General features: G+C 70.4%; 15 protein-coding genes. 6 read left to right on the plus strand and 9 right to left on the minus strand.

What is annotated here, in order from left to right; translation table 11 throughout:
- Positions 1–132 precede the first annotated feature (132 nt).
- Positions 133–3,561 (plus strand): hypothetical protein, encoded by a 3,429-nt coding sequence (locus tag CHC05_RS18240; RefSeq protein WP_089250283.1) that lies wholly within the window; start codon positions 133–135, stop codon positions 3,559–3,561.
- Between the two features lie 56 nt (positions 3,562–3,617).
- Here CHC05_RS18240 and rplI read toward each other — a convergent pair whose 3' ends face one another.
- From rplI to CHC05_RS41525, 5 genes are all read right to left on the minus strand, one after another.
- On the minus strand, positions 3,618–4,067 hold the full coding sequence (gene rplI / locus CHC05_RS18245) for a 50S ribosomal protein L9 (protein ID WP_089250285.1): 450 nt from the start codon (positions 4,065–4,067) through the stop codon (positions 3,618–3,620).
- Positions 4,068–4,081: 14 nt separating this feature from the next.
- On the minus strand, positions 4,082–4,321 hold the full coding sequence (gene rpsR, locus CHC05_RS18250) for a 30S ribosomal protein S18 (protein ID WP_089250287.1): 240 nt from the start codon (positions 4,319–4,321) through the stop codon (positions 4,082–4,084).
- 21 nt (positions 4,322–4,342) lie between these two features.
- Complete coding sequence (locus CHC05_RS18255) at positions 4,343–4,894, minus strand: single-stranded DNA-binding protein (protein WP_179266246.1); 552 nt, start codon at positions 4,892–4,894, stop codon at positions 4,343–4,345.
- A gap of 82 nt (positions 4,895–4,976) precedes the next feature.
- A complete protein-coding gene (gene rpsF / locus CHC05_RS18260) occupies positions 4,977–5,267 on the minus strand; it encodes a 30S ribosomal protein S6 (RefSeq protein WP_089250289.1) in 291 nt (96 codons plus the stop codon).
- A 293-nt stretch (positions 5,268–5,560) separates the two neighbouring features.
- The gene (locus CHC05_RS41525) at positions 5,561–6,433 is read right to left on the minus strand and encodes a hypothetical protein (RefSeq protein WP_089250291.1); all 873 of its coding nucleotides are present in this window, start codon (positions 6,431–6,433) and stop codon (positions 5,561–5,563) included.
- Between the two features lie 173 nt (positions 6,434–6,606).
- Here CHC05_RS41525 and CHC05_RS18270 point away from each other — a divergent pair, with 173 nt between their 5' ends.
- Both CHC05_RS18270 and CHC05_RS18280 read left to right on the plus strand, forming a co-directional pair.
- The gene (locus CHC05_RS18270) at positions 6,607–7,377 is read left to right on the plus strand and encodes a deoxyribonuclease IV (RefSeq protein ID WP_089250293.1); all 771 of its coding nucleotides are present in this window, start codon (positions 6,607–6,609) and stop codon (positions 7,375–7,377) included.
- Between the two features lie 1,847 nt (positions 7,378–9,224).
- A complete protein-coding gene (locus CHC05_RS18280) occupies positions 9,225–11,348 on the plus strand; it encodes a hypothetical protein (protein WP_425426792.1) in 2,124 nt (707 codons plus the stop codon).
- Between the two features lie 353 nt (positions 11,349–11,701).
- Here the strand turns inward: CHC05_RS18280 and CHC05_RS18285 are convergent, their stop codons facing one another.
- The 3 genes from CHC05_RS18285 to CHC05_RS18295 form a co-directional block, all read right to left on the minus strand.
- Positions 11,702–12,310, minus strand: a complete 609-nt coding sequence (locus CHC05_RS18285) for a hypothetical protein (RefSeq protein ID WP_089250297.1) — start codon at positions 12,308–12,310, stop codon at positions 11,702–11,704.
- A 151-nt stretch (positions 12,311–12,461) separates the two neighbouring features.
- Positions 12,462–13,919, minus strand: coding sequence for a glycosyltransferase family 87 protein (locus CHC05_RS18290; RefSeq protein ID WP_089250299.1), 1,458 nt, complete (start codon positions 13,917–13,919; stop codon positions 12,462–12,464).
- A gap of 141 nt (positions 13,920–14,060) precedes the next feature.
- Positions 14,061–16,220: a transglycosylase domain-containing protein gene (locus CHC05_RS18295; RefSeq protein ID WP_245871004.1), complete on the minus strand. Its 2,160-nt coding sequence runs from the start codon at positions 16,218–16,220 to the stop codon at positions 14,061–14,063.
- A gap of 28 nt (positions 16,221–16,248) precedes the next feature.
- Here CHC05_RS18295 and CHC05_RS42510 point away from each other — a divergent pair, with 28 nt between their 5' ends.
- Positions 16,249–16,887 carry a hypothetical protein gene (locus CHC05_RS42510; RefSeq protein WP_245870985.1) on the plus strand — a complete coding sequence of 213 codons (639 nt, stop codon included), beginning with the start codon at positions 16,249–16,251 and terminating at the stop codon, positions 16,885–16,887.
- A gap of 127 nt (positions 16,888–17,014) precedes the next feature.
- Here CHC05_RS42510 and CHC05_RS18300 read toward each other — a convergent pair whose 3' ends face one another.
- Positions 17,015–17,431, minus strand: a complete 417-nt coding sequence (locus CHC05_RS18300; RefSeq protein ID WP_089250303.1) for a DUF5318 domain-containing protein — start codon at positions 17,429–17,431, stop codon at positions 17,015–17,017.
- 160 nt (positions 17,432–17,591) lie between these two features.
- On the opposite strand from CHC05_RS18300, the gene CHC05_RS18305 reads away from it, so the two are divergent.
- On the plus strand, positions 17,592–18,209 hold the full coding sequence (locus tag CHC05_RS18305; RefSeq protein ID WP_089250429.1) for a PadR family transcriptional regulator: 618 nt from the start codon (positions 17,592–17,594) through the stop codon (positions 18,207–18,209).
- Positions 18,210–18,228: 19 nt separating this feature from the next.
- A complete protein-coding gene (locus tag CHC05_RS18310; RefSeq protein WP_089250305.1) occupies positions 18,229–19,308 on the plus strand; it encodes an inositol-3-phosphate synthase in 1,080 nt (359 codons plus the stop codon).
- Positions 19,309–19,351: the final 43 nt, after the last annotated feature.

The raw sequence follows: 19,351 nt of genomic DNA on the forward strand, positions 1-19,351 counted from the left end.
AAATCCGAGGCAACCAGAAGCACCGACCACTCGTTGGGTCGACTACCATCTCTACGCGTCCGTTGCTCGAGATCTGCGCGTGTTGCCGTGACGGACGATTGCGATCCGATACAGGAAGGTCACGCTCCGGCCGTGGACTATCGGGATTGGGCGCGCGGTGACGAACCCTCGGCGACGTCGCCGAGGTCCCGCTCGTCCCGGTCCGAGGACCGCCCGCGCCGCACCGGCGGCCGACGGGGCAACCGGCCTACGGCCGCCGAGCCCAACCCCGACGCGGTGTCCCAGTGGGACCCGTTGGGTGCGTCCGGCGGCGAGCTCGCGGCCATCACGCAGCTCGAGGACACGGCGTCGCTGAAACTCCCCAAGGAGTTCTGGAAGGACGAGCCCGGGTCCGACGACGATGACATGGTCGTCGTCTCGACCGGTGGCAGCCGCGGTTCCCGTCGCGGTGACGACGACTTCGACGACGACATCGAGCTCTCCAGCGGTGGACGGCGCCGGCGCGACGTCAGCGACTCCCGCGCACGGCGGGTTCGGGACGACGAGATCGAGTTGTCCAGCGGTGGGCGGCGTTCGCGGGACATTTCGGATTCGCGTACGGGTCGCGACTACGACGACGAGATCGAGCTCTCCAGCGGCGGCCGACGCCGACGCGACATCAGCGACTCCCGCACCGGACGCGTGCGCGACGACGACATCGAGCTGTCCAGCGGTGGGCGACGTGCACGGGACATTTCGGATTCGCGTACGGGTCGCGACTACGACGACGAGATCGAGCTCTCCAGCGGCGGCCGACGCCGACGCGACATCAGCGACTCCCGCACCGGACGCGTCCGGGACGACGAGATCGAGCTCTCCAGCGGCGGTCGGCGGCGCCTCGACGCGAGCGACTCCCGCGCCGGACGCGTCCGCGACTACGACATCGAGCTCTCCAGCGGCGGTCTGCGCCGGCGCGATCCGAGCGATTCCGGGCGCGTCAGCGCCGACGACTTCGAGCTGACCAGCGGCGGCCGGCGGCGCCGCGACGACCTCACCGACTCGCGCACCCGGCTCGAGCTGCCCAGCGGCGGACGACGCCGGGCCGACGACGACGTTTCCGAGCCGGCCAGCCGTGGTCGCCGTCGGCGCGACGAGGCCGACCTCGAACCAGGTACCGGCCGGCGGAGCTGGCAGGACGAGGTGACCGACGCGGCGCTGCCCAGCGTCGGCTACTCGACCGGCACGGCCGAAACCGGCGGCCGGCGGGCCCGGCGCGACGAGGCCGCCGACAGCGAGCCGGTCGGCCGCTCCCGGCGCCGGCGGGTCGCGGACGACGCGACCGGTGCGCCCAGCTGGCAGACCGAACCCACCGACACCGGGTTGCCGGGCATCGCCCGGCACACCGACACCGGCTCCATCCAGGTGCCGCTGCGGGGACGGCGCAACCGGCACTCCGACGACGCGGATCCGGCCGACCAGCCGATCCAGTCCTGGCACAGCGAGCCGACCGGCCGCGGCCGCCGGTCGCGCGCCGACGGCGACGTGACAGGGTCCAACGGCTGGTCCGCCGGGACCAGCTACGCGGACCCGGCCGACACGTCCGCCGGCCGGCGCAGCCGCGCCGACGACGAGCCGCGCGGCCGCCGGTCCCGGCGCGACGATGCCGACGCTCTCGACTCCACCGGCCGGCGTGGCCGCTACAGCGAAGCCAACCCGCTCTCCGACACCGGACACGGCAGTTGGAGCGAAGGGCTCGATGACACCACGCGCCGCCGCAGCCGGCACGCGGAGACCGACCCGGTCGACCCGCCGAGCCGGGGTCGGCGCGCCCGCACCGACGAGCCCGACGCCGACGAACCGGTCAGCCGCGGTCGGCGCGCCAGGACCACCGACCCCGACCCGACGGACTCCGCAGGCCGCACGCGGCGCGGGCTCGCCGACGAGTCCGACTTGATCGACCCCGCGGGCCGCACCCGCCGCGGGCGCACCGACGACACCGGTTCGATCGAGCCCGGCGGCCGCACCCGGCGCGGGCGGATCGACAACACCGGTTCCATCGACTCCGAAGGCCACACCCGCCGTGGGCGCACCGACGAGTCCGACCCGATCGAGCCGGCCGGCCGCACCCGCCGCGGCCGCACCGACGAGACGGGCTCGATCGAGCCGGTCAGTCGGTCCCGCCGCGGCCGGACCGACGACGCCGGCACCGACGTTCCGGCCCCCCGCGGCCGCGGCGACGAGCGTGCTCCTGGTGTGCCGGCGGCCCGCGACTGGCGCGACGAAGCCGACGGCACCCGGCGCGGCCAGGCCGTCGACCCGGCCGCCCGCGGCTGGCGGGACGAGGCGGCCGACGTGCCCGCGCAGCGGCGCCGTGGTCGTGACGACGAACCCGACCTGCCCGGCCGCCGCAGCCGAGACGACGAACCCGGCGATCAGGCGGGCCGGGGTCGTGGTGGGCGGCGCTCGGCTCCAGACTCGCCCGATCGCGGCTCCTGGGCCGGCGAGCCCGACACCGACCGCTGGCGGCACCCGGACATGACCGGCGAATGGTCCCGGCGGGCCATGGCGCCGATCGAGCCCGGGCCTGACCGCGGCGGAGACCGCCGTGGCCCTGGGCCGGACGACCGCGACGGCGGCCGGCGCGGGCAGCGCGACGCGTCCGGCGACAACGGCGGCGCCGACACCGGCAGTTGGCGCTCGGACGAGCGCGACCGGCGTGGCGATTCCGGGCGGCGCGCGGGCAGCACCCGCGACGACGCCCGTGACGCCAGCCCGTGGGAACGGATGACCGACACCGGCCAGTACGACAGCACCACCTCGACGGGAGAGTGGGATCGACTGGTCGGCAGCGTCGAAGACGAAGAGGCCGAGGAGAAGTTCGAGGCCTTCTGGTCCGGGCATCGGCTGGCCGGTGACGACCCGCGCTGGGTGGAGACACCCGCGACGGCGCCGCGCTCGCCTGCCGTCGGGTTGCCGGAGCCACGCCGTCCAGAGCCGGACGACTACGACGAGGGTCCGCGTCGCGGGCGTCCTGGCGCCGAGGGTGGGCGCCCGGACGCGCTGGCCCGCGCGGCCATGCCGGCCGTCGACGCCACCGACCCCGGCTGGGGTGCGCCGGCCCGCTCGACCGCCCGCCGTGAGTCGGTGCCGGCGGCGCCGCAGCGGCAGCAGTATCAGCCGCCGCGCCGGACGATGGGCTGGCAGCAGGAGGAGTTCGAGCAGCTCGATCCCGACAACGGCGGGTTCATGGCCGCAGTGCTCTATGCCGCTGCCTGGTACGCCGTACCCGTGCTGGCTTTCGGCATCTGGTTGATGACCCTGCCGGCCGTCGCGATCGACGACTGCGTCAGCGACATCACGGGCGGCGGCTGTGAGTCGCCGCGCGCCCAGGCGCTGGAGGGGCTGCTCTCCGGGGTGCCGCAGTTCGGCATCGCGCTCGGGATCAGCCTGATCGCCGCCATCCTGTTGCGCTGGCTCGGCCATAGTTGGCGTGCCGGCAGTGTCGGCCTGGCCGCAGCGGTCGTCGGTGGTGGGCTGGCCACGGTGTTCAACAGCATCTTCACCGGCCAGCCCCTCGGCTGAAGAAACACGAAGGGCGCCGCACCGTGGCCGGTGCGACGCCCTTTCGCGGTGTCGCCTTACTTGCTGCGGTTGACGGTCACGTCGAAGTTGGCCGTCACCTCGGGGTGCAGCTTGACCTTGACGGGGTAGCTGCCGATCGACTTGATCGCGCCAGGCAGCTCCAGCCGGCGCCGGTCGAGCGACGGGCCACCCGCCGCCTTGACGGCGTCGACGATCTCAACCGGGGTGACCGAGCCGAACAGGCGGCCGCCGTCGCCGGCGCGCACCTGCAGGCTGACCTTGAGGCCCTCGAGCTGGGCCTTCACCTCGTTGGCGTGGCCGAGGTCGCGGATCTCACGAGCCCCACGGGCCCGCTTGATGTTGGTGACCTCTTTTTCCGCACCCTTGCTCCAGCGGATGCCGAAGCCCTGCGGCAGGAGGTAGTTGCGGCCGTAGCCGTCCTTGACCTCCACCACGTCGCCCGGCGTGCCGAGACCGGACACCTCCTGAGTCAGGATGACCTTCATGTCGGTGCCTCCTCTCAGCGAGCCGTTGCGGTGTACGGAAGGAGCGCCATCTCGCGCGCGTTCTTCACGGCACGCGCGATCTGACGCTGCTGCTGGGACGTCACACCGGTGACCCGGCGGGCACGGATCTTGCCCCGGTCAGAGATGAACTTGCGCAGCAGCGCGGTGTCTTTGTAATCGATGTAGGTGATCCCCTCCTTGTCGAGCGGGTTCACCTTCTTCTTCGGCTTGCGTAGCGCGGCAGCCTTAGCCATTGCTCGTGCTCCTGGTGATCTTTAGAACGGGGGCTCGTCGTCGGAGTAGCTGTTCGACCTGCCCGAACCGCTGGAGGAGGCGCCCGCCGGTGCGGCCGTCGCCCAAGGGTCGTCGAAGTTGCCTCCGCCGCCACCCTGGCCGCCGCCACTGCCACCGCCGGAACCGAAGCCACCGCCACCACCGCTGGAGCGGTTCATCTTCTGCACCTTCGCCGTGGCGTAGCGCAGAGACGGGCCGATCTCGTCGACCTCGAGCTCGATGACGGTGCGCTTCTCGCCCTCACGGGTCTCGTAGGACCGCTGCTTGAGCCGGCCCGAAACGATGACCCGAGCACCGCGCTGTAGCGACTCGGCGACGTTTTCGGCCGCCTGCCGCCACACGGTGCAGGAGAGGAAGAGTGGCTCGCCGTCCTTCCACTCGTTGGTCGAGCGATCCATGATCCGCGGGGTCGAAGCCACGCGGAACTTGGCAACCGCCGCGCCCGACGGAGTGAAGCGCAACTCGGGGTCGTCGGTCAGGTTGCCGATGACCGTGATGGTGGTGTCTCCTGCCATGACCGTCTCCTCGTGCACTCATCGAGTCTCTGCCGTAAGGCTTCCAGAGCCGTACGACAGAAATAGTGAGGCTTGGTTCGGTAGGCCGCAGAGAACGCGCTCAGCGCGTCTCGGGCCGGATGACCTTCGTGCGCAGCACTGACTCGTTGAGTCGCAGCTGACGGTCCAGCTCAGCCACCGCCGCGGGCTCCGCCTGCAGATCGATGACGGCGTAGATGCCTTCGGCCTTCTTGTTGATCTCGAACGAGAGGCGCCGGCGGCCCCACACGTCGAGCTTCTCCACCGAGCCGCCCGCGGTCCGAATCACGTTGAGATACGTGTCGAGCGACGGGGCGACGGTGCGCTCCTCGAGACTGGGATCGAGGATCACCATGACTTCGTAATGACGCAAGACGTGCTCACCTCCTATGGGCTTGGCGGCCGCGGTCCTTCCGCGGCAGGAGGTCGTGCGTCGTTGCCCGAGCACCCTGCTGGTGCGGACAACCCCACCACAATACCGGAGCCCCTGGGTACGGGTCGGTCCGGGCGGGCGTGGTAGGGGCCCCTTCACTGAGAGAAGGGGCCCCTGGTGCTGAGCCGCGGAGCGCCTTTGGTCCTCATTCTTTGGGTGGGACCTGGGGAGGAACGACCACACCGACGAGGTTGGACGCAGGCGCCCCGCGGAGCCTTGTGATGATATTTAGTTTACGCGGCCCGAGTCCGGCTTGCACGTTGAGCGACAATAGCCCGAATTGCCCCAGCAGACACACCGACCAGGCACACCGTCGCGATCAGCGCGAGCAGGCCCGTCGGACCGCTGTCGCTGACCGGATCGACCGAGGCCAACGGCTCGGCCGCCGCACCGGCGACGGTCGTCGCGCCGTCCAGGCCCGTACCCCCGTTGGGGTTGGCGAAGGTGTCCACCGCGAGCGCCGCGGCGTCGGGGTTGGCCGGGTCGTCGGGGTTGGCCGGGTCCGCCGGGTCGGCGTCCGGGTTGTTCGGGTCGACCGCGCCCGGGGAGGCCGCCGCGGCCGGGTTGGCGTCGTCGCCGTTCGCGCCGGGACGCTGGTTCTGGTCGCCCTGGTCGTCGCCCGCGTTCTGGTCGTCGCCGGAGTTGCCGCTGTTGCCACCGCCGAACGGGAGCGTCGGCGGGTTGGCCGGGGTGTCGTTGCCGGTAGCCGCGGGCGGCGGAGGCGCCATCACCTCGACGCGCACCGACTTCTCGTCGGCGAGCATGCAGTCCGGCTTGAGCGCGAGCTCGACCGGGCCACGGTGGAACAGCACGTCTGCCGTCGCGCCGGACGCCACCTCACCGCGGGTCGCGCCGTCGAGCATCAGCTTGGCCTTGCGACCGGTGTTGTTGACGACCCGCAGCGTGCTCTCGGCCGGCACGGTCACCGACGACGCGCTCGGCTTGGCGCCGCAGGCCACCCCGAGCAGCCCGTCGCCGCTGAAGGTGACCTGGCTGTTGGTCTCCTGCGCCGGGTCCGCGAAGGCGGCGCCGCCGACGGCCAGCGGTGCCGCGACGAAAAAGGCCGCGACAACGGACGCGACGGTACGGCGTCGGATGGCGTGCAACGTTCACAACTCCCGTGGTCGGCCGGTGCCGCGGGATGCGTACCCCCGGCTGGTCTATCGGGGTAACGAAGCGGGACGGGCGCCGGTGACGCAGGCCACTGGGCGATTTGCGAGGAATTCCGGAAGCAGGCACCGTTGCGCGGTTGTCGTACCCGCGACGTAGGCTCGCCTCCATGCGAATCGGAGCCCACGTCGATCCGACCGACCCGTTGGCAGCAGCGACGGCCCGGGAGGCCGACGCGGTGCAGTTCTTCCTGACCGACCCGCAGGGCTACAAGTCGCCCAAGCCCCGCGCCGACGCCGCGGCGCTCAAGGCGTCCGAGGTCGACATCTACATTCACGCGCCATACCTGGTCAACGTCGCGACGCTCAACAACAAGATTCGCATCCCGAGCCGCAAGCTGCTGCTCGCGCACGCCGCCGGCGCCGCCGACGTCGGCGCCAAGGCGCTGATCGTCCACGGCGGACACGTGGGCGCGGTCGACGAGTTGGCGACGGGTTTCGACAACTGGCGCAAGACGTTCGCGTACGCGCAGGAACAAGGTGGTTTCCTCACCCCCGTGCTGATCGAGAACACGGCGGGCGGTGACCACGCGTGCGCCCGCAAGCTCGACATGCTGGCGCGGCTCTGGGACGCGATCGGCGACTACGAGGTCGGCTTCTGCCTCGACACCTGCCACGCCCACGCCGGCGGCGAAGACCTGCTCGGCCTGGTCGACCGGGTCAAGGCGATCACAGGACGCATCGACCTGATCCACTGCAACGACTCGAAGGACCCGTTCGACTCGGGCCGGGATCGACACGACAACCTAGGTTCCGGAATGATCGACCCAGAGCTGCTCGTCGCCGTCGTCCGCGCGGCCGGTGCACCGGTCATCGTGGAGACTCCGGGCGACGCCGAAGGCCAAGCGGCCGACATCGCGTTTCTACGCGGCAAGGTGTGACGTTAGGCGCCACTAGGAGGTGCTTCGTGCGGTCACCGGCGGAGCCCGGCCTTTGGTCGGTCTAGAGAAAGAGCGGCATGAACTCGGAACAACCGCCGATGACCGCGCGACACGCGGCGCCCGGACCCGAGCCCACCCGCAGGCCCTCCATCGCCAGTGAGGAGGAGCCCGACGAGCCGTACGTGGCCGAGTCGGCAGCCGACGCGCCGGCACAGGCCCGCGGCGAGGACGCGAGTAACGGGCACGCCGCGCGTGCCGGCGCGTCGTCGAGTGATCGGCCGGTCCCGGGGTCCGCTGGTGCCGAGTCGGGTCCCGACGCGGCTGCCTTGGGTGGCGGGGAGCCGGTAACCGCCGATGACCTGACCGCCTCGGCGTCGACCGACGAGACGCAGCCGGCCGCGGGCGGCGCGTCCGGTTCGGCCTCCGCCGGATCGGCCGATCCTGCCTCGCGTGCGACGACGTCGGCTGTTGGTGGCGGTGACGACGCCATTCCGACGCCGAAACGCAGCTCGCGAAAGCGCGGTTCGACCGCCGCTGGCGGGTCTGTTTCTGGCGCGGCCGCCATGGGCGCCGCCGCTTCCGACATCGCTGGCTCTGGCTCAGCCGCCACCAACATGGCCGCCGCAGGCGGGCCCGCTCCAGGCGCGGCGACCACGGGCGCTGGCGCTTCCGGCGGGGCCGCCTCTGGGACGGCCGCCACCCACACGGCCGCCACAGGCGGGGCCACCACGGACGCCGCCGCTTCCGGCACCACTGCTTCCGGCACCGCCGCGTCTGGCACCGCCGCGTCTGGCACCGCCGCGTCTGGCACCGCCGCTTCCGGCACCGCCGCTTCCGGCACCGCCGCGTCTGGCACCGCCGCCACCAACACGGCCACCACAGGCGGGACCACCACGGACGCCGCCGCTTCCGGCACCGCCGCTTCCGGTGGTGCTGTCACTGGTGCGGCCGCCAAGGGCACCTCAGCCTCCGGCACCTCAGCCTCCGGCGCGGCCGCCTCTGGCGCCGCCGCCGTGGAGGCTGCCGCTGCGGTGGGTGCTGTTGGGGCCGTGGTCGCATCGGCGCCCAATGGAGATGACGCGACGGTGGCGGGCGTCGACTCAGCCGCCGGGCGGGCGAGGAAGCGCGGAGCTCGCACTACCCCCGACGCCGAAGGCGCAGTGGATGGGCCGGTCGATGGTCCGCCGGCGGACGTGGTCCCCGCGCCCAAGGCCCGGAGCCGCGCTCGTCGCGGCAGTTCGGCCTCCGCGGTCAATGTGGAGGCACCGTCCGCCCCGGTAGCCAGCGCCGCGGACGCGCCCGCACCTGGCACTGTCACCAGCGAAAGCGCGCGCGTCGAGGCGGCTCCGTCGAAGACGCGGAGCCGGCGTTCCGCCACGAGCAAAGGCAAGCCGGTCGAGGCTGATGTCGCGGCCGGTCAGGCCACGGAGACAACGCCGTCGGTCGTGACCCCGCAACAGCGGACCGGCGCGGAGCCGCACACCGAGGCAGAGACCAGCGGCACCGACCATGGGCAACCGTCGGCCGTCGTCGCGGATGCTCCGGCCTCGGTGGACGACGCTGTCGTCGGCACCAAGCCGGAAAGCGACACCCCCGTCGCGGCGCCCAAGGTGCGGTCTCGCCGGTGGTGGCCCTTCCGGCGGTCGACGCGCGACGTCGCCGACGCGGCTGGCGGTGTTGCGGCAACGAGCGTCAACGTCGGGAGCGCTGCGGAAGCTACGCCCAGCACCGCGAAGGACTCCGCGTCGTCCGGCGACACTGCGACCGACAGCAAGGGCGCGGCCGCCGCCGTCGGCACGACCGAAGCGAAGTCCGAGACCGCGCCAGCAGTGCCGGCCAGTCGTGATCTGGACGCGGGCACGTCCGGCCGGCATGCCGCCGCGTCGGAGGGCGTCGACGCGGGCACCGCCAGCGCGGCCGGCAGTGATCGCGCCGGGCGGCATGCCGCCGACGACCAAGCAGCCGCGAAGACGAAGGTCGACGACGAAACCGCTAAGGCGGCCGACTCGACCGGCAAGCGGGCCGCCGAAACGACAGACACCTCGGCAGGCAAAGCAGCGGGCACCACGGTGGCCGACAAGGCCGCCGTCGACGGCAAGGCAGCCGGCACCGCAGTGGACGAGAAGGATGCCGCTGACAGCAAGACGGCCAGCACCAAGGTGGCCGAAAAGGATGACGACGACGCCGAGGGGCCCGATCGGTGGGCCGAGTTCGCCGGGCGGACGGAGCCGCCGCCGAATGTCGCGGTGCGGGTCGGGCGACGCGTCGGACGGTTCCTGAGGCACGAGTTCACGCTGGCCGCGCTGATCTCGATGGCGGCGGCGGTCGTGATGACCTGGCCGACGCTGCGGTACCCGCGGCACACCATCCCGCAGGACACCTGGGATCCGACCCTCCAGGCCTGGCAGATGTCCTGGTCGGGGCACAGCCTGCTGACCGACCCGGGACGGATCTGGCACTCGAACGCCTTCTACCCGGAGCTGTGGACGTTCGCCTTCTCGGACTCGCTGCTCGGCTACGCGCCGCTCGGCATGATCGGTGAGGGGCCGGTCGCGGCGGTCGTCCGCTACAACATCGTGTTCGTGTTGGCGCACGCGCTCGCCGCGTTCGGGGCGTACGTGCTGGTGCGCCAGCTCGGCGCCGGCCGCACCGGCAGCGCGGTCGCTGCGGCCGGCTACACGTACGCGCCGTGGCTGCTCGCCCAGGCCGGGCACCTGCACATCATCTCGAACGGCGGCATCCCGCTGGCCCTGGCGATGCTGGCCCGGGGGCACGGCTTCTCGTTCCGGCACGGCTACCGGCCCGAGCGCCGGCACGCCGGGTGGGCGCTGGCCGGGTGGTTGGTCGCCGCGTGGCAGCTCAGCCTGGGCTTCGGGATCGGGCTGGTTTTCGCGTACGTGCTGGCTCTGCTCGCCGTTGTCGCCCTGCTGACCTGGCTCTTCAAGCGTTTCCGGGTCTGGAGGGAGCGCCGCCCGTTCGGCCGCAAGCTGTTCTTCGCGGACCTCGGCGGCGGTGCGATCTTCGTGGCCGTCGGTGGGCTGCTGGCCATCCCGTACTTCGAGGTCGCGGACGCGCACCCGTACGCGCGGCGTGGTGCCGAAGAGATCCAGCTCTACTCGCCGCCGTTGCGTGGCTTCTTCACCGCGCCGCCGGAGTCGTGGCTGTGGGGTGGCCTGCACGACCCGTTGCGCAACTCGCTCGGCTGGCCGCCGGAGATGACGCTGCTGCCCGGCTTCGCGCTGATCGGCCTCGCCCTGGCCGGCCTGTTCTTCACCATCTGGACGGTCCGGCAGCGCCTGCTGCTCACGCTCGGCGTCGTGGTCGCCGCGGTCCTCGCGATGGGCAGCGAGTTCGAGGGCGGCCGGTTCACCTACCTGCCGCTGCTCGAACACGTACCCGGCTGGGACGGCATCCGCACCCCGGGCCGGCTGATGTTGTGGGTGACGTTGCTGCTCGGCATCCTGGCCGCCGGCACGGTGTGCGCGTTCGTCGACCGGGTGAAGGAGATCTCGGCCAACCGGATCCCGCCGTGGCCGAGCCCGTGGCTGCGGCTGGTCACGCTGATCCCGCTGGCCCTCGTGCTGGTCGAGGGCATCAACACCACGCAACATCCGATCGTCCCGGCTCAGCCGGCCGCGATGCGTACCCTCGAAGGTCCGCTCCTGGTCCTGCCCAGCGACCAGCTCCACGACGAGAACGTGATGCTCTGGTCGACGACGAAGTTCCAGGACATCGTCAACGGCGGCAGCGGTTTCGTGCCCAAGAAGCTCGAAGAGGTACGCCAGGTCACCGCGACGTTCCCCGACCAGAACAGCATCAACTACCTGCGCCAGATGGGCGTACGCAACGTCGTCGTGGCCCGCGACTTCATCCCGTCCGGATCGCCACTGCTGACGGCGATCGAGCTGCCGGTCGACTCGCTCGGCATCACCCGCGAGGACGTCGGCTCCGTGGTGGTCTACCGCCTTTAGCCCGGCCGCGCGGGCCGTGGCCGGACGGCTCGGCCCGCGCTTCGGACCGCGATCAGGTGCGGAGCTGGGCGCAGAACTCGGATCAAGATCTAGATCAAGATCGGGTCCCGGGTTCGTGGTGGTCCGGACCGTTGCTCCCGCCGGGGACCGCTCGCTTCGCGTCGCTGCCAGGTCCGCCGTGGGTTCCTTTGATGGAGGTCCCGCGCTGCCAGATTGCTCAATCACACGCGAAGACATCGGCTCCGTGGTCGTCTACTACCGCGGCCGCGCGGGCCGTGGCCGGACGGCTCGGCCCGCGTTCCGGACCCGTGGGCCCGGCCCGGGCGTGAGGCCGTCGGACCTGGACTGATCGGTCAATCGGTCGCGGGCAGGTAGCGCACTTGGCCGTCAGCAGGGATCAGGTAGCCGATCCGGCGGCGCGTCGGCCGGTCGCCGGCAAGGGTGGCGGCGTCGGTCTGACCAGAAACCTCATTGCCGATCAGTCCCAGCCGGAAGCCGGCTCCGTCGTACACCCGGGCGCCCAGGTCGGCCAGCCAATCGTCGATCGGCCTGCGCCAGGTCAGCGAGGCGGAGCCGCCGGTCGGGTCGCCAACCATGTGCTCCTCGGAGCGTGGCTCCGCACGGCCCAGCGCGCCCAGCGGCAGGTAGAAGTCCAGCCAGTCAGGGCCGTTGTCCTCGCGGACCGCCACTACGCCGCAGACGACCGGTGCGCCGTTGGGCAGCCGGACCACGCCATGGAGATGACCGAACCGCAGCAGCGACATCAGGCTGCAAGGCACGCGCTCTTGTTCGGATGGCGCGATCTGGTGGTTGCCGTAGCAGCCTTCGACCTCGGCGGCCGACCACAGCACCCGCAGCGCGGCCTCGAGCCGGGTGTCGTTGGTGTCACCCAGCTCGAGCGCCAACTCGTAGAACCCGCCGTGCCAGTTGTCGGCGAGCGTGAAGTCCGCGGATTCGACCATCTGTTGATCATCTATTACGAACGCTCACCCAGAAAACCTCGCTAAAAACGCGCGGCGGGGCCTGCGGACCAGGCTCGGGCCCGCGGATCCCGGCCAGGGCCCAGACCGCAGACCATGCCGGGCCTCAGGACCGGGCACCAGACCCGGGCCGCTAAGCGCGAGCCGGCACCGGGTCCGCAGCCGGTTCCGGGAAGCGGTCGCCCGGGTCCGGGGCGCCGTCGAAGTCGCCGCCGTCCGGGTCGTCCGCGTAAGTCGCGCGGACCGGGTCGAGCTCTGGGCGCAGGATGTCGCGGACCACGAAGTAGCACAGGGCCACCACGCCGGCGAGGCGCAGGGTGGCGGCCAGCACGAAGACGCCCTCCGGGAAGACCTGTTTGCCGGAGGCGCCGAGGAGCTCGCCGTAGAAGGCGACGAAGTACAGGACCTCCGTCACCTGCCAGAAGAGGAACGCGCCCCAGCGTGGGCGGGCCAGGATCGCTAGGGGGAGGAGCCACAGGACGTACTGCTGGGACCAGACCTTGCTGAAGATCAGGAAGGCGGCCACCACCAGGAAGGCCAGGGCGGCCAGGCGCGGGCGGCGCGGGGCGTAGACGGCCAGCCCGGCGATGGCCAGGCAGGCGATGCCGAACAGGGCGTACGTCAGGAAGTTCAGGGTCGAGATGTTGTCGCTCAGCCACTGGAACGGGCCCGCCGAGTCCGGTGACCACTTCGTGTCCAGGTAGCGGCCGATGTACCAGAGCGTGCCCCAGTCGACCGGCCTGGTGCTGTTGAGCTCGAAGAAGCGCTTCCAGCCATCGGGGAAAGCCAGCGCGATCGGGATGTTGACCGCCAAGACCGTGGCGGCGCCGACCCAGACCGTGGTCATCGCCGCCCGCCAGCGTTTGGTGCGGAACGCCAGCACCAGGATCGGGCCGAGGATGAACAGCGGCCAGAGCTTGGCCGCGCAGCCGAGACCCAGCAACACACCAGCCGCGACCGGTCTGTGTCGGGCCCAGGCGAGCATCCCGAAGACCGCGAGCCCGATCGCCAGCAGGTCCCAGTTGACCGTCGCGGTGACCAGCAGGGCGGGGGACAGGGCGAACATCGCCGCGTCCCAGGGACGTCTCTTGCGCAGGGCGAGCAGCGCGCCGACCGCGCCGACGCCGATCGCGCCGAGGACCAGGGCGTTGATGTTGTAGAACCACTGGCCCTGGTTGATCTCCGGGCGGCCCTTGCCGAGGGCGTGCACCGGCAGGCCGAGCGCGCCCATGAAGGCGCCGGTCAACACCGGGTATTCCACCGGGTGGTCGGCGTAGGGGACCTTGCCCTCGTTGAGCCCTTCGGCGTAGTAGAGGGCCAGCACGTCGGTGTAGCAGAACCGGGTGTACTGCCGGTGGTTCTCCCACGCTCCGTCCTGACACGGTGACTTCTGCACCCAGTGCAGCGCCAGGGTCAGGCACATCAACGCCAGTACGATCCGAGAGACGGTCCAGAAACCGCCGCCCGTGCGCGCGCCGCCGGCCCGTTCGACCGCGTGCTCGCCCACCGGCCCGCCGATCGACTCGGAGAGCCCGCGGACGAAGCCGTCGGATCGCGACGGCAGGTCGACCGGTTCGGCGTCGTCACGCATCAGGTTTGCACCCACGAAGACGCATCTTTCCGCATCCCACCCGGTGTGCCCCATCCGGAGCGCCGATTTTGTCGGATCGGGTGCCTGGCAGAGCACCGAGCGGCCGGACCGTGAGGCCCGACCGCTCGGCAAGGAGAACCACTAACCGCCTGGCGGTGGGATCACCGTGAACGGGTTCTGATCGGCCGGCCGGTCGTTGTTGCGACCGGGCCCGCCGTTGCCGTTGCCGTTGCCACCGTTGCCGTCGCCGTTGCCACCGTTGCCACCCGCGTTGCCGCCGGGGAAGCAGCCGGCCTGGCCCGGGAAGCAGGTGGGCTGTTCCTGCTGCTTCTGGCCGTTGCCGATGTCCGGGTCACCGATGTGCGTGCCCGGCTTGAAGCGTTCGATGTCCATGCCCTTGGAGGCGTCGTTCATGAACCGCTTCCAGATGTCCTTCGGCAGCGTGGCGCCTTGGATCTTGTTGCCGTTCTTGTCCTTGATCGCCTTCTCGCCGCCGACGTTGCCCACCCAGATCGCGGTCGCGATCTGCGGCGTCGCACCGAGCATCCAGGCGTGCGCGTTGTCGGAGCTGTCCTCGTTGAGCTCCCAGGTGCCGGTCTTGCCGGTCGCCGGCCGACCGCCGTTGAGTCCGCCGGAGATCTCCTGCAGCACGTCGTTGACGTCGTCGGCGACCTCGGTCCGGATCATCTGGCGCGGCTTGCGCTGCTCACCGCCGACGGTCTCCCACGCACCGACCTCGTTCTTCTTCTGGACCGAGATGACGAAGTGCGCCTTGTTGTAGACGCCGCGGTTGGCCAGCGTCGCGAGGCCGTTCGCGTGGTCGAGCACGGTGATCGGGTACGCGCCGTACCCGATCACGTAGTAGAACGGCGAGTTCTTGGTGATCTTGGTCTTCTTGCTGTTGAGGTCGTACGCCTTGACCGGCGAGTTGCTCCAGATGGTGGTCACGCCGGCGCGGCGGGCCATCTCTACGACCTTGTCGGCGCCCACGTATTCAGCGATGTGGTAGAAGGGCACGTTGTACGACTGAACGGTCGACTCGCGCAGTGTGCAGCTCTTGCCACATGCCGGTTGCCGACCCGCGTTGACGATCGGGTTCTTGATGCCAGGCGCCTTGTAGTCGCTCGAGTCCCACCGGGAGTCGAGCGAGATGCCCGCTTCGAGCGCCGCCGCCAAGGTATAGATCTTGAAGGACGAACCCGCCGTGTGACCGCCGGTCAGCTGGCCTTCTTCGACGTTCTTGCCGGCGTAGTCGTGACCCGTGCCGTTGTCACCGCCGTAGTAGGCGAGGACCCGACCGGACTTCGGGTCGATCGAGACGCCCGCCGCCATCAGGTTCTTCGGCTGGCCCTCGAGCTCGGAGCCCTTCTTCTTGCGCTGGATCGCCGATTCCATCTCGCGCTGCATGTTGATGTTGATGGTCGTCTGGATCTTGAAGCCGCCATCCTTGATCAACCGCGCGCAGTTCTCCGCGTCGCAGCCGGGGATGTCCATCGCGATCATCTCGTCGCGCACGTAGTTGATGACGTTGCCGAGCGGGGTGTTGACGCCGCAGTCGGTGAAGCACGCCTTGTCCGAAGGCAACGGCTTGGTCTTCGGGAACTCCGTCGGCTTCTCGGCGGCGTTGAGCCAGCCCTTGTCGATCATGCCGTCGAGCACGTAGCCCCAACGCGACTTGGCCTCGTCGGGGTTGTAGCCCGGGTCGAAGCCCTTGGCGGTCGGCGACGGCACCGGCTGCTTGATCACACCGGCGAGCACCGCGCCTTCGCCGACCGTGAGCTTGCTGACCGACTTGCCGAAGTAGGTCTGCGCCGCCGCCTCGATGCCGTACGCACCCCGACCGAAGTAGATCGTGTTGAGGTACATCTCCATGATCTGGTTCTTGTCGAACTCGTCGTTGAGCTTCGACGCCATGACCGCTTCTTTCACCTTGCGGCCGTAGGTCGCGTCGTCGAGGCCTTTGATCGCGTTCCGCGCGTACTGCTGCGTGATCGTCGAGGCGCCCTGGCGCTCGCCGCCGGTGAAGTTGTTCCACGCGGCGCGGGCGATGCCGACGTAGTCGACGCCGTCGTGCTCGTAGAACTTGCGGTCCTCGGCCGCGGCCACGGCGTGCTGCACGTATTCCGGGATCTGCTTGATCGAGACGAACGTGCGGTTGTATTCGCCGAGCTTCGCGATCTGGGTCTTGCCGTCGGACGCGTAGATCGTGCTCGCGAGCGGCAGGTCGATCTTGTCGGGCAACGCGACGTTGGTCGTGTAGTAGGTGCCGCCCACCAGACCGGCGCCGGCCAGGATGACCATCACCGCGAACCCGGCTATGGCCCAGTTGATGATCTTCTTCTTGCGGGTGCGCTTCGGCCGGCTGCCACCGGAGCGGCTGCGGCCACCCGGCCCGCCCGGTCCGTTGGGCCCACCCGGACCGCTCTCGCCCGGGCCGCCCGGACCACCGACCGACGCGCGGCCGACCCGCGCCCGGCCGGCGCTGCCGACCGACGCACTGCCGACCGACGCGCTCCCGACGGACGCACTGCCGACCGAAGCGCTGCCGACCGAAGCGCTGCCGACGGAGGCACTGCCGACCGAGGCACGACCGGAAGAACCGGAAGCGGGGCTCGACGGTACGGCGGCGGAAGCGCGACCGACCGTCGCGCGACCGGCCGACGACGGCACCGAGGCCGAACCGCCGGCGGGGGAGGAAGGCACCGACGCCGAGGCCCGGGGCACCGACGCCCGACCGCCCGAGGCGGAGCCGCGCGCGCCAGACACCTGGTCGCCGTTGCCGGGCCACCCGCCCAGGCCGTCGCCACTCTGCCAGTGGCGATCGTCGCCGGACCCTGGTCCGCTGTTACCACTGGGGCCCGTGGGGCGGGCGTGGCCGCGCGCGGAACTGGATTCGTCGTACGAGTTCATTCGTCACACCCTGCCGGTCGCGGTGACGCGCGTCTGCGCTGCCACCGGGTTGCCGTGAGTTGGACCACGTCGTGCGGTAGCCCGGTTGAGTCGGCCCGCCACAGACATATCTGAAAAAACCGGACTTATCCGGTTAACGATTCGCCCATCGGCCGAAGACGGCGCATGCGATGAGCGAACGGTGGTCACCGTTGAGCCTCTCTCCTTCGCCCGGTTGCCTCGGGGTCGGCCACGACCAGACCGTCGCGACCAAGGAGGAACTGCTCGACCAGATGGTTCCAGGAGCAGCCCTGGCAAACCTCCACCACGTAGACCTGGAACTCACGGAGAGTCATCGCGAGCACCGGCAACTCGGCCAAGGTGCGCGCTTGTCCCGCGGACTGCTTGAGTTCATCGCCGTAAATGTAGTGGACGTGCGTCAGGTTTTCCCGCCGACAAATCGGGCAGCGCTGCTCGGTCGGCTCACCGTGGAAGCGAGCGGCGCTTTTCAGGTAGGGCGAGGCGTCGCAGACCTCATAGGTCCCCACCCGGCCGGAATAGACGTCACGCAGGACCGCTCGCTTCTGGAGCGAGTAGTCGACGACCTGGCGCTGCGTGCGCATGCGGAAGAGGGTACGCGGTCGAGGCCAGGAGAGCGACAACGCTTACGGAGCGTAGTTCCCCGGGCGCGGTGAGGGGTTTGCGTGAGCCCTGATCGTGTCTTACCGTTGGCCGAGACGATGTATCGGCGCGATACATCGAAGGCCACGAGGGAGGTCGGTGTTGCTCGAGTTCGCGATCCTCGGCCTCCTCCACGAGTCGCCGATGCACGGGTACGAGCTGCGCAAGGAGCTCGCCGCGAAGCTCGGGTCGATCCGCGCCGCGATCAGCTACGGCTCGCTCTACCCCACTTTGCGCCGGCTGCAGTCCGCCGGCTACATCACCGAGGCCGGCGAGACCCCGCCGACCACTCCCGAGGTCCCGGTGCTGACCAGCAAGCGTGGCCGGGTGGTCTACAAGATCACCGCAGAGGGCAAGGAGCGGTTCGCCGACCTCATCGCCCAGGCCGGGCCGGAGACCTACGACGATGCCGGCTTCGGCATCCACTTCGCGTTCTTCGCACGCACCGACCAGGCGACCCGCCTCCGGATCCTCGAAGGCCGCCGCCGCAAGGTCGAAGAGCGCCGCGAAAGCATGCGTGACGTGCTCGCCCGCGCGGGCGAGCGCCTCGACGCGTACACCCTCGAGCTGCAGCGTCATGGTTTGGACGCCTGTGAGCGCGAGGTGCGCTGGCTGGAGGAGCTCATCGTCAACGAGCGCTCCGGCCGCGCTCCCGAGCCCCGTTCCGCGGGCTCCGGGACAGCAGAAACCAGCCCGCACGTCCAGGACGAGCGGCCGTAATAAGAAGGAGGCAAACGCGATGGGCTCCATCCGCGTCGCCATCGTCGGTGTGGGTAACTGCGCCTCGTCCCTGGTCCAGGGTGTGGAGTACTACCGCAATGCCGACCCGAACGACCGCGTCCCGGGTCTCATGCACGTCACCTTCGGCGACTACCACGTCTCCGACGTGGAGTTCGTCGCGGCGTTCGACGTGGACGCCAAGAAGGTCGGCATGGACCTCGCGGAGGCGATCGTCGCCAGCGAGAACAACACGATCAAGCTCTGTGACGTGCCGCCGACCGGCGTGCTCGTCCAGCGTGGCCCCACGTTCGACGGTCTCGGCCAGTACTACCGCGAGATCATCGAGGAGTCGGACCAGGCGCCGGTCGACGTGGCCCAGGCGCTGCGTGATGCCCGCGTCGACGTCGTGATCGCGTACCTGCCGGTCGGTTCCGAGCAGGCAGACAAGTACTACGCGCAGGCCGCGATCGACGCCGGTTGCGCGTTCGTCAACGCCCTGCCGGTGTTCATCGCGTCCGACCCGGTGTGGGCGCAGAAGTTCACCGACGCCGGCCTGCCGATCGTCGGCGACGACATCAAGAGCCAGGTCGGTGCCACCATCGTGCACCGCGCGCTGGCCAAGCTGTTCGAGGACCGCGGTGTCGAGCTGCTGCGCACGTACCAGCTCAACTTCGGCGGCAACATGGACTTCATGAACATGCTGGAGCGCACCCGCCTGGTCTCGAAGAAGATCTCGAAGACCCAGTCGGTCACGTCCCAGGTGCCGCACGAGATGGCCAAGAGCGACGTGCACATCGGCCCGTCCGACCACGTGCCGTGGCTGGACGACCGCAAGTGGGCCTACATCCGGCTGGAGGGCCGCTCGTTCGGCGACACCCCGCTGAACGCCGAGCTCAAGCTCGAGGTCTGGGACTCGCCCAACTCGGCCGGCGTGATCATCGACGCGCTCCGTGCGGCGAAGATCGCCCTCGACCGTGGCATCGGCGGACCGATCCTGTCGGCGTCGAGCTACTTCATGAAGTCGCCGCCGGTGCAGTACGCCGACCACGACGCACACAACGCCGTGGAGTCCTTCATCAAGGGCGACATCGAGCGCTGACCCACGTCGCACGCGAAAAGGGCGGGACCCCCGAGGGGGTCCC

It is taken from the genome of Asanoa hainanensis (assembly GCF_900188485.1).
GTDB classification, from domain to species: domain Bacteria; phylum Actinomycetota; class Actinomycetes; order Mycobacteriales; family Micromonosporaceae; genus Asanoa; species Asanoa hainanensis.

Coding starts and splice junctions, on each gene's coding strand:
- CHC05_RS42510 (WP_245870985.1), top strand. CDS start 16,249: ATGATCTTCTTCTTGCGGGTGCGCTTCGGCCGGCTGCCACCGGAGCGG.
- CHC05_RS18290 (WP_089250299.1), bottom strand. CDS start 13,919: ATGCGTGACGACGCCGAACCGGTCGACCTGCCGTCGCGATCCGACGGC.
- CHC05_RS18270 (WP_089250293.1), top strand. CDS start 6,607: ATGCGAATCGGAGCCCACGTCGATCCGACCGACCCGTTGGCAGCAGCG.
- rplI (WP_089250285.1), bottom strand. CDS start 4,067: ATGAAGGTCATCCTGACTCAGGAGGTGTCCGGTCTCGGCACGCCGGGC.
- CHC05_RS18295 (WP_245871004.1), bottom strand. CDS start 16,220: ATGGTCATCCTGGCCGGCGCCGGTCTGGTGGGCGGCACCTACTACACG.
- CHC05_RS18300 (WP_089250303.1), bottom strand. CDS start 17,431: ATGCGCACGCAGCGCCAGGTCGTCGACTACTCGCTCCAGAAGCGAGCG.
- CHC05_RS18310 (WP_089250305.1), top strand. CDS start 18,229: ATGGGCTCCATCCGCGTCGCCATCGTCGGTGTGGGTAACTGCGCCTCG.
- rpsR (WP_089250287.1), bottom strand. CDS start 4,321: ATGGCTAAGGCTGCCGCGCTACGCAAGCCGAAGAAGAAGGTGAACCCG.
- CHC05_RS18285 (WP_089250297.1), bottom strand. CDS start 12,310: ATGGTCGAATCCGCGGACTTCACGCTCGCCGACAACTGGCACGGCGGG.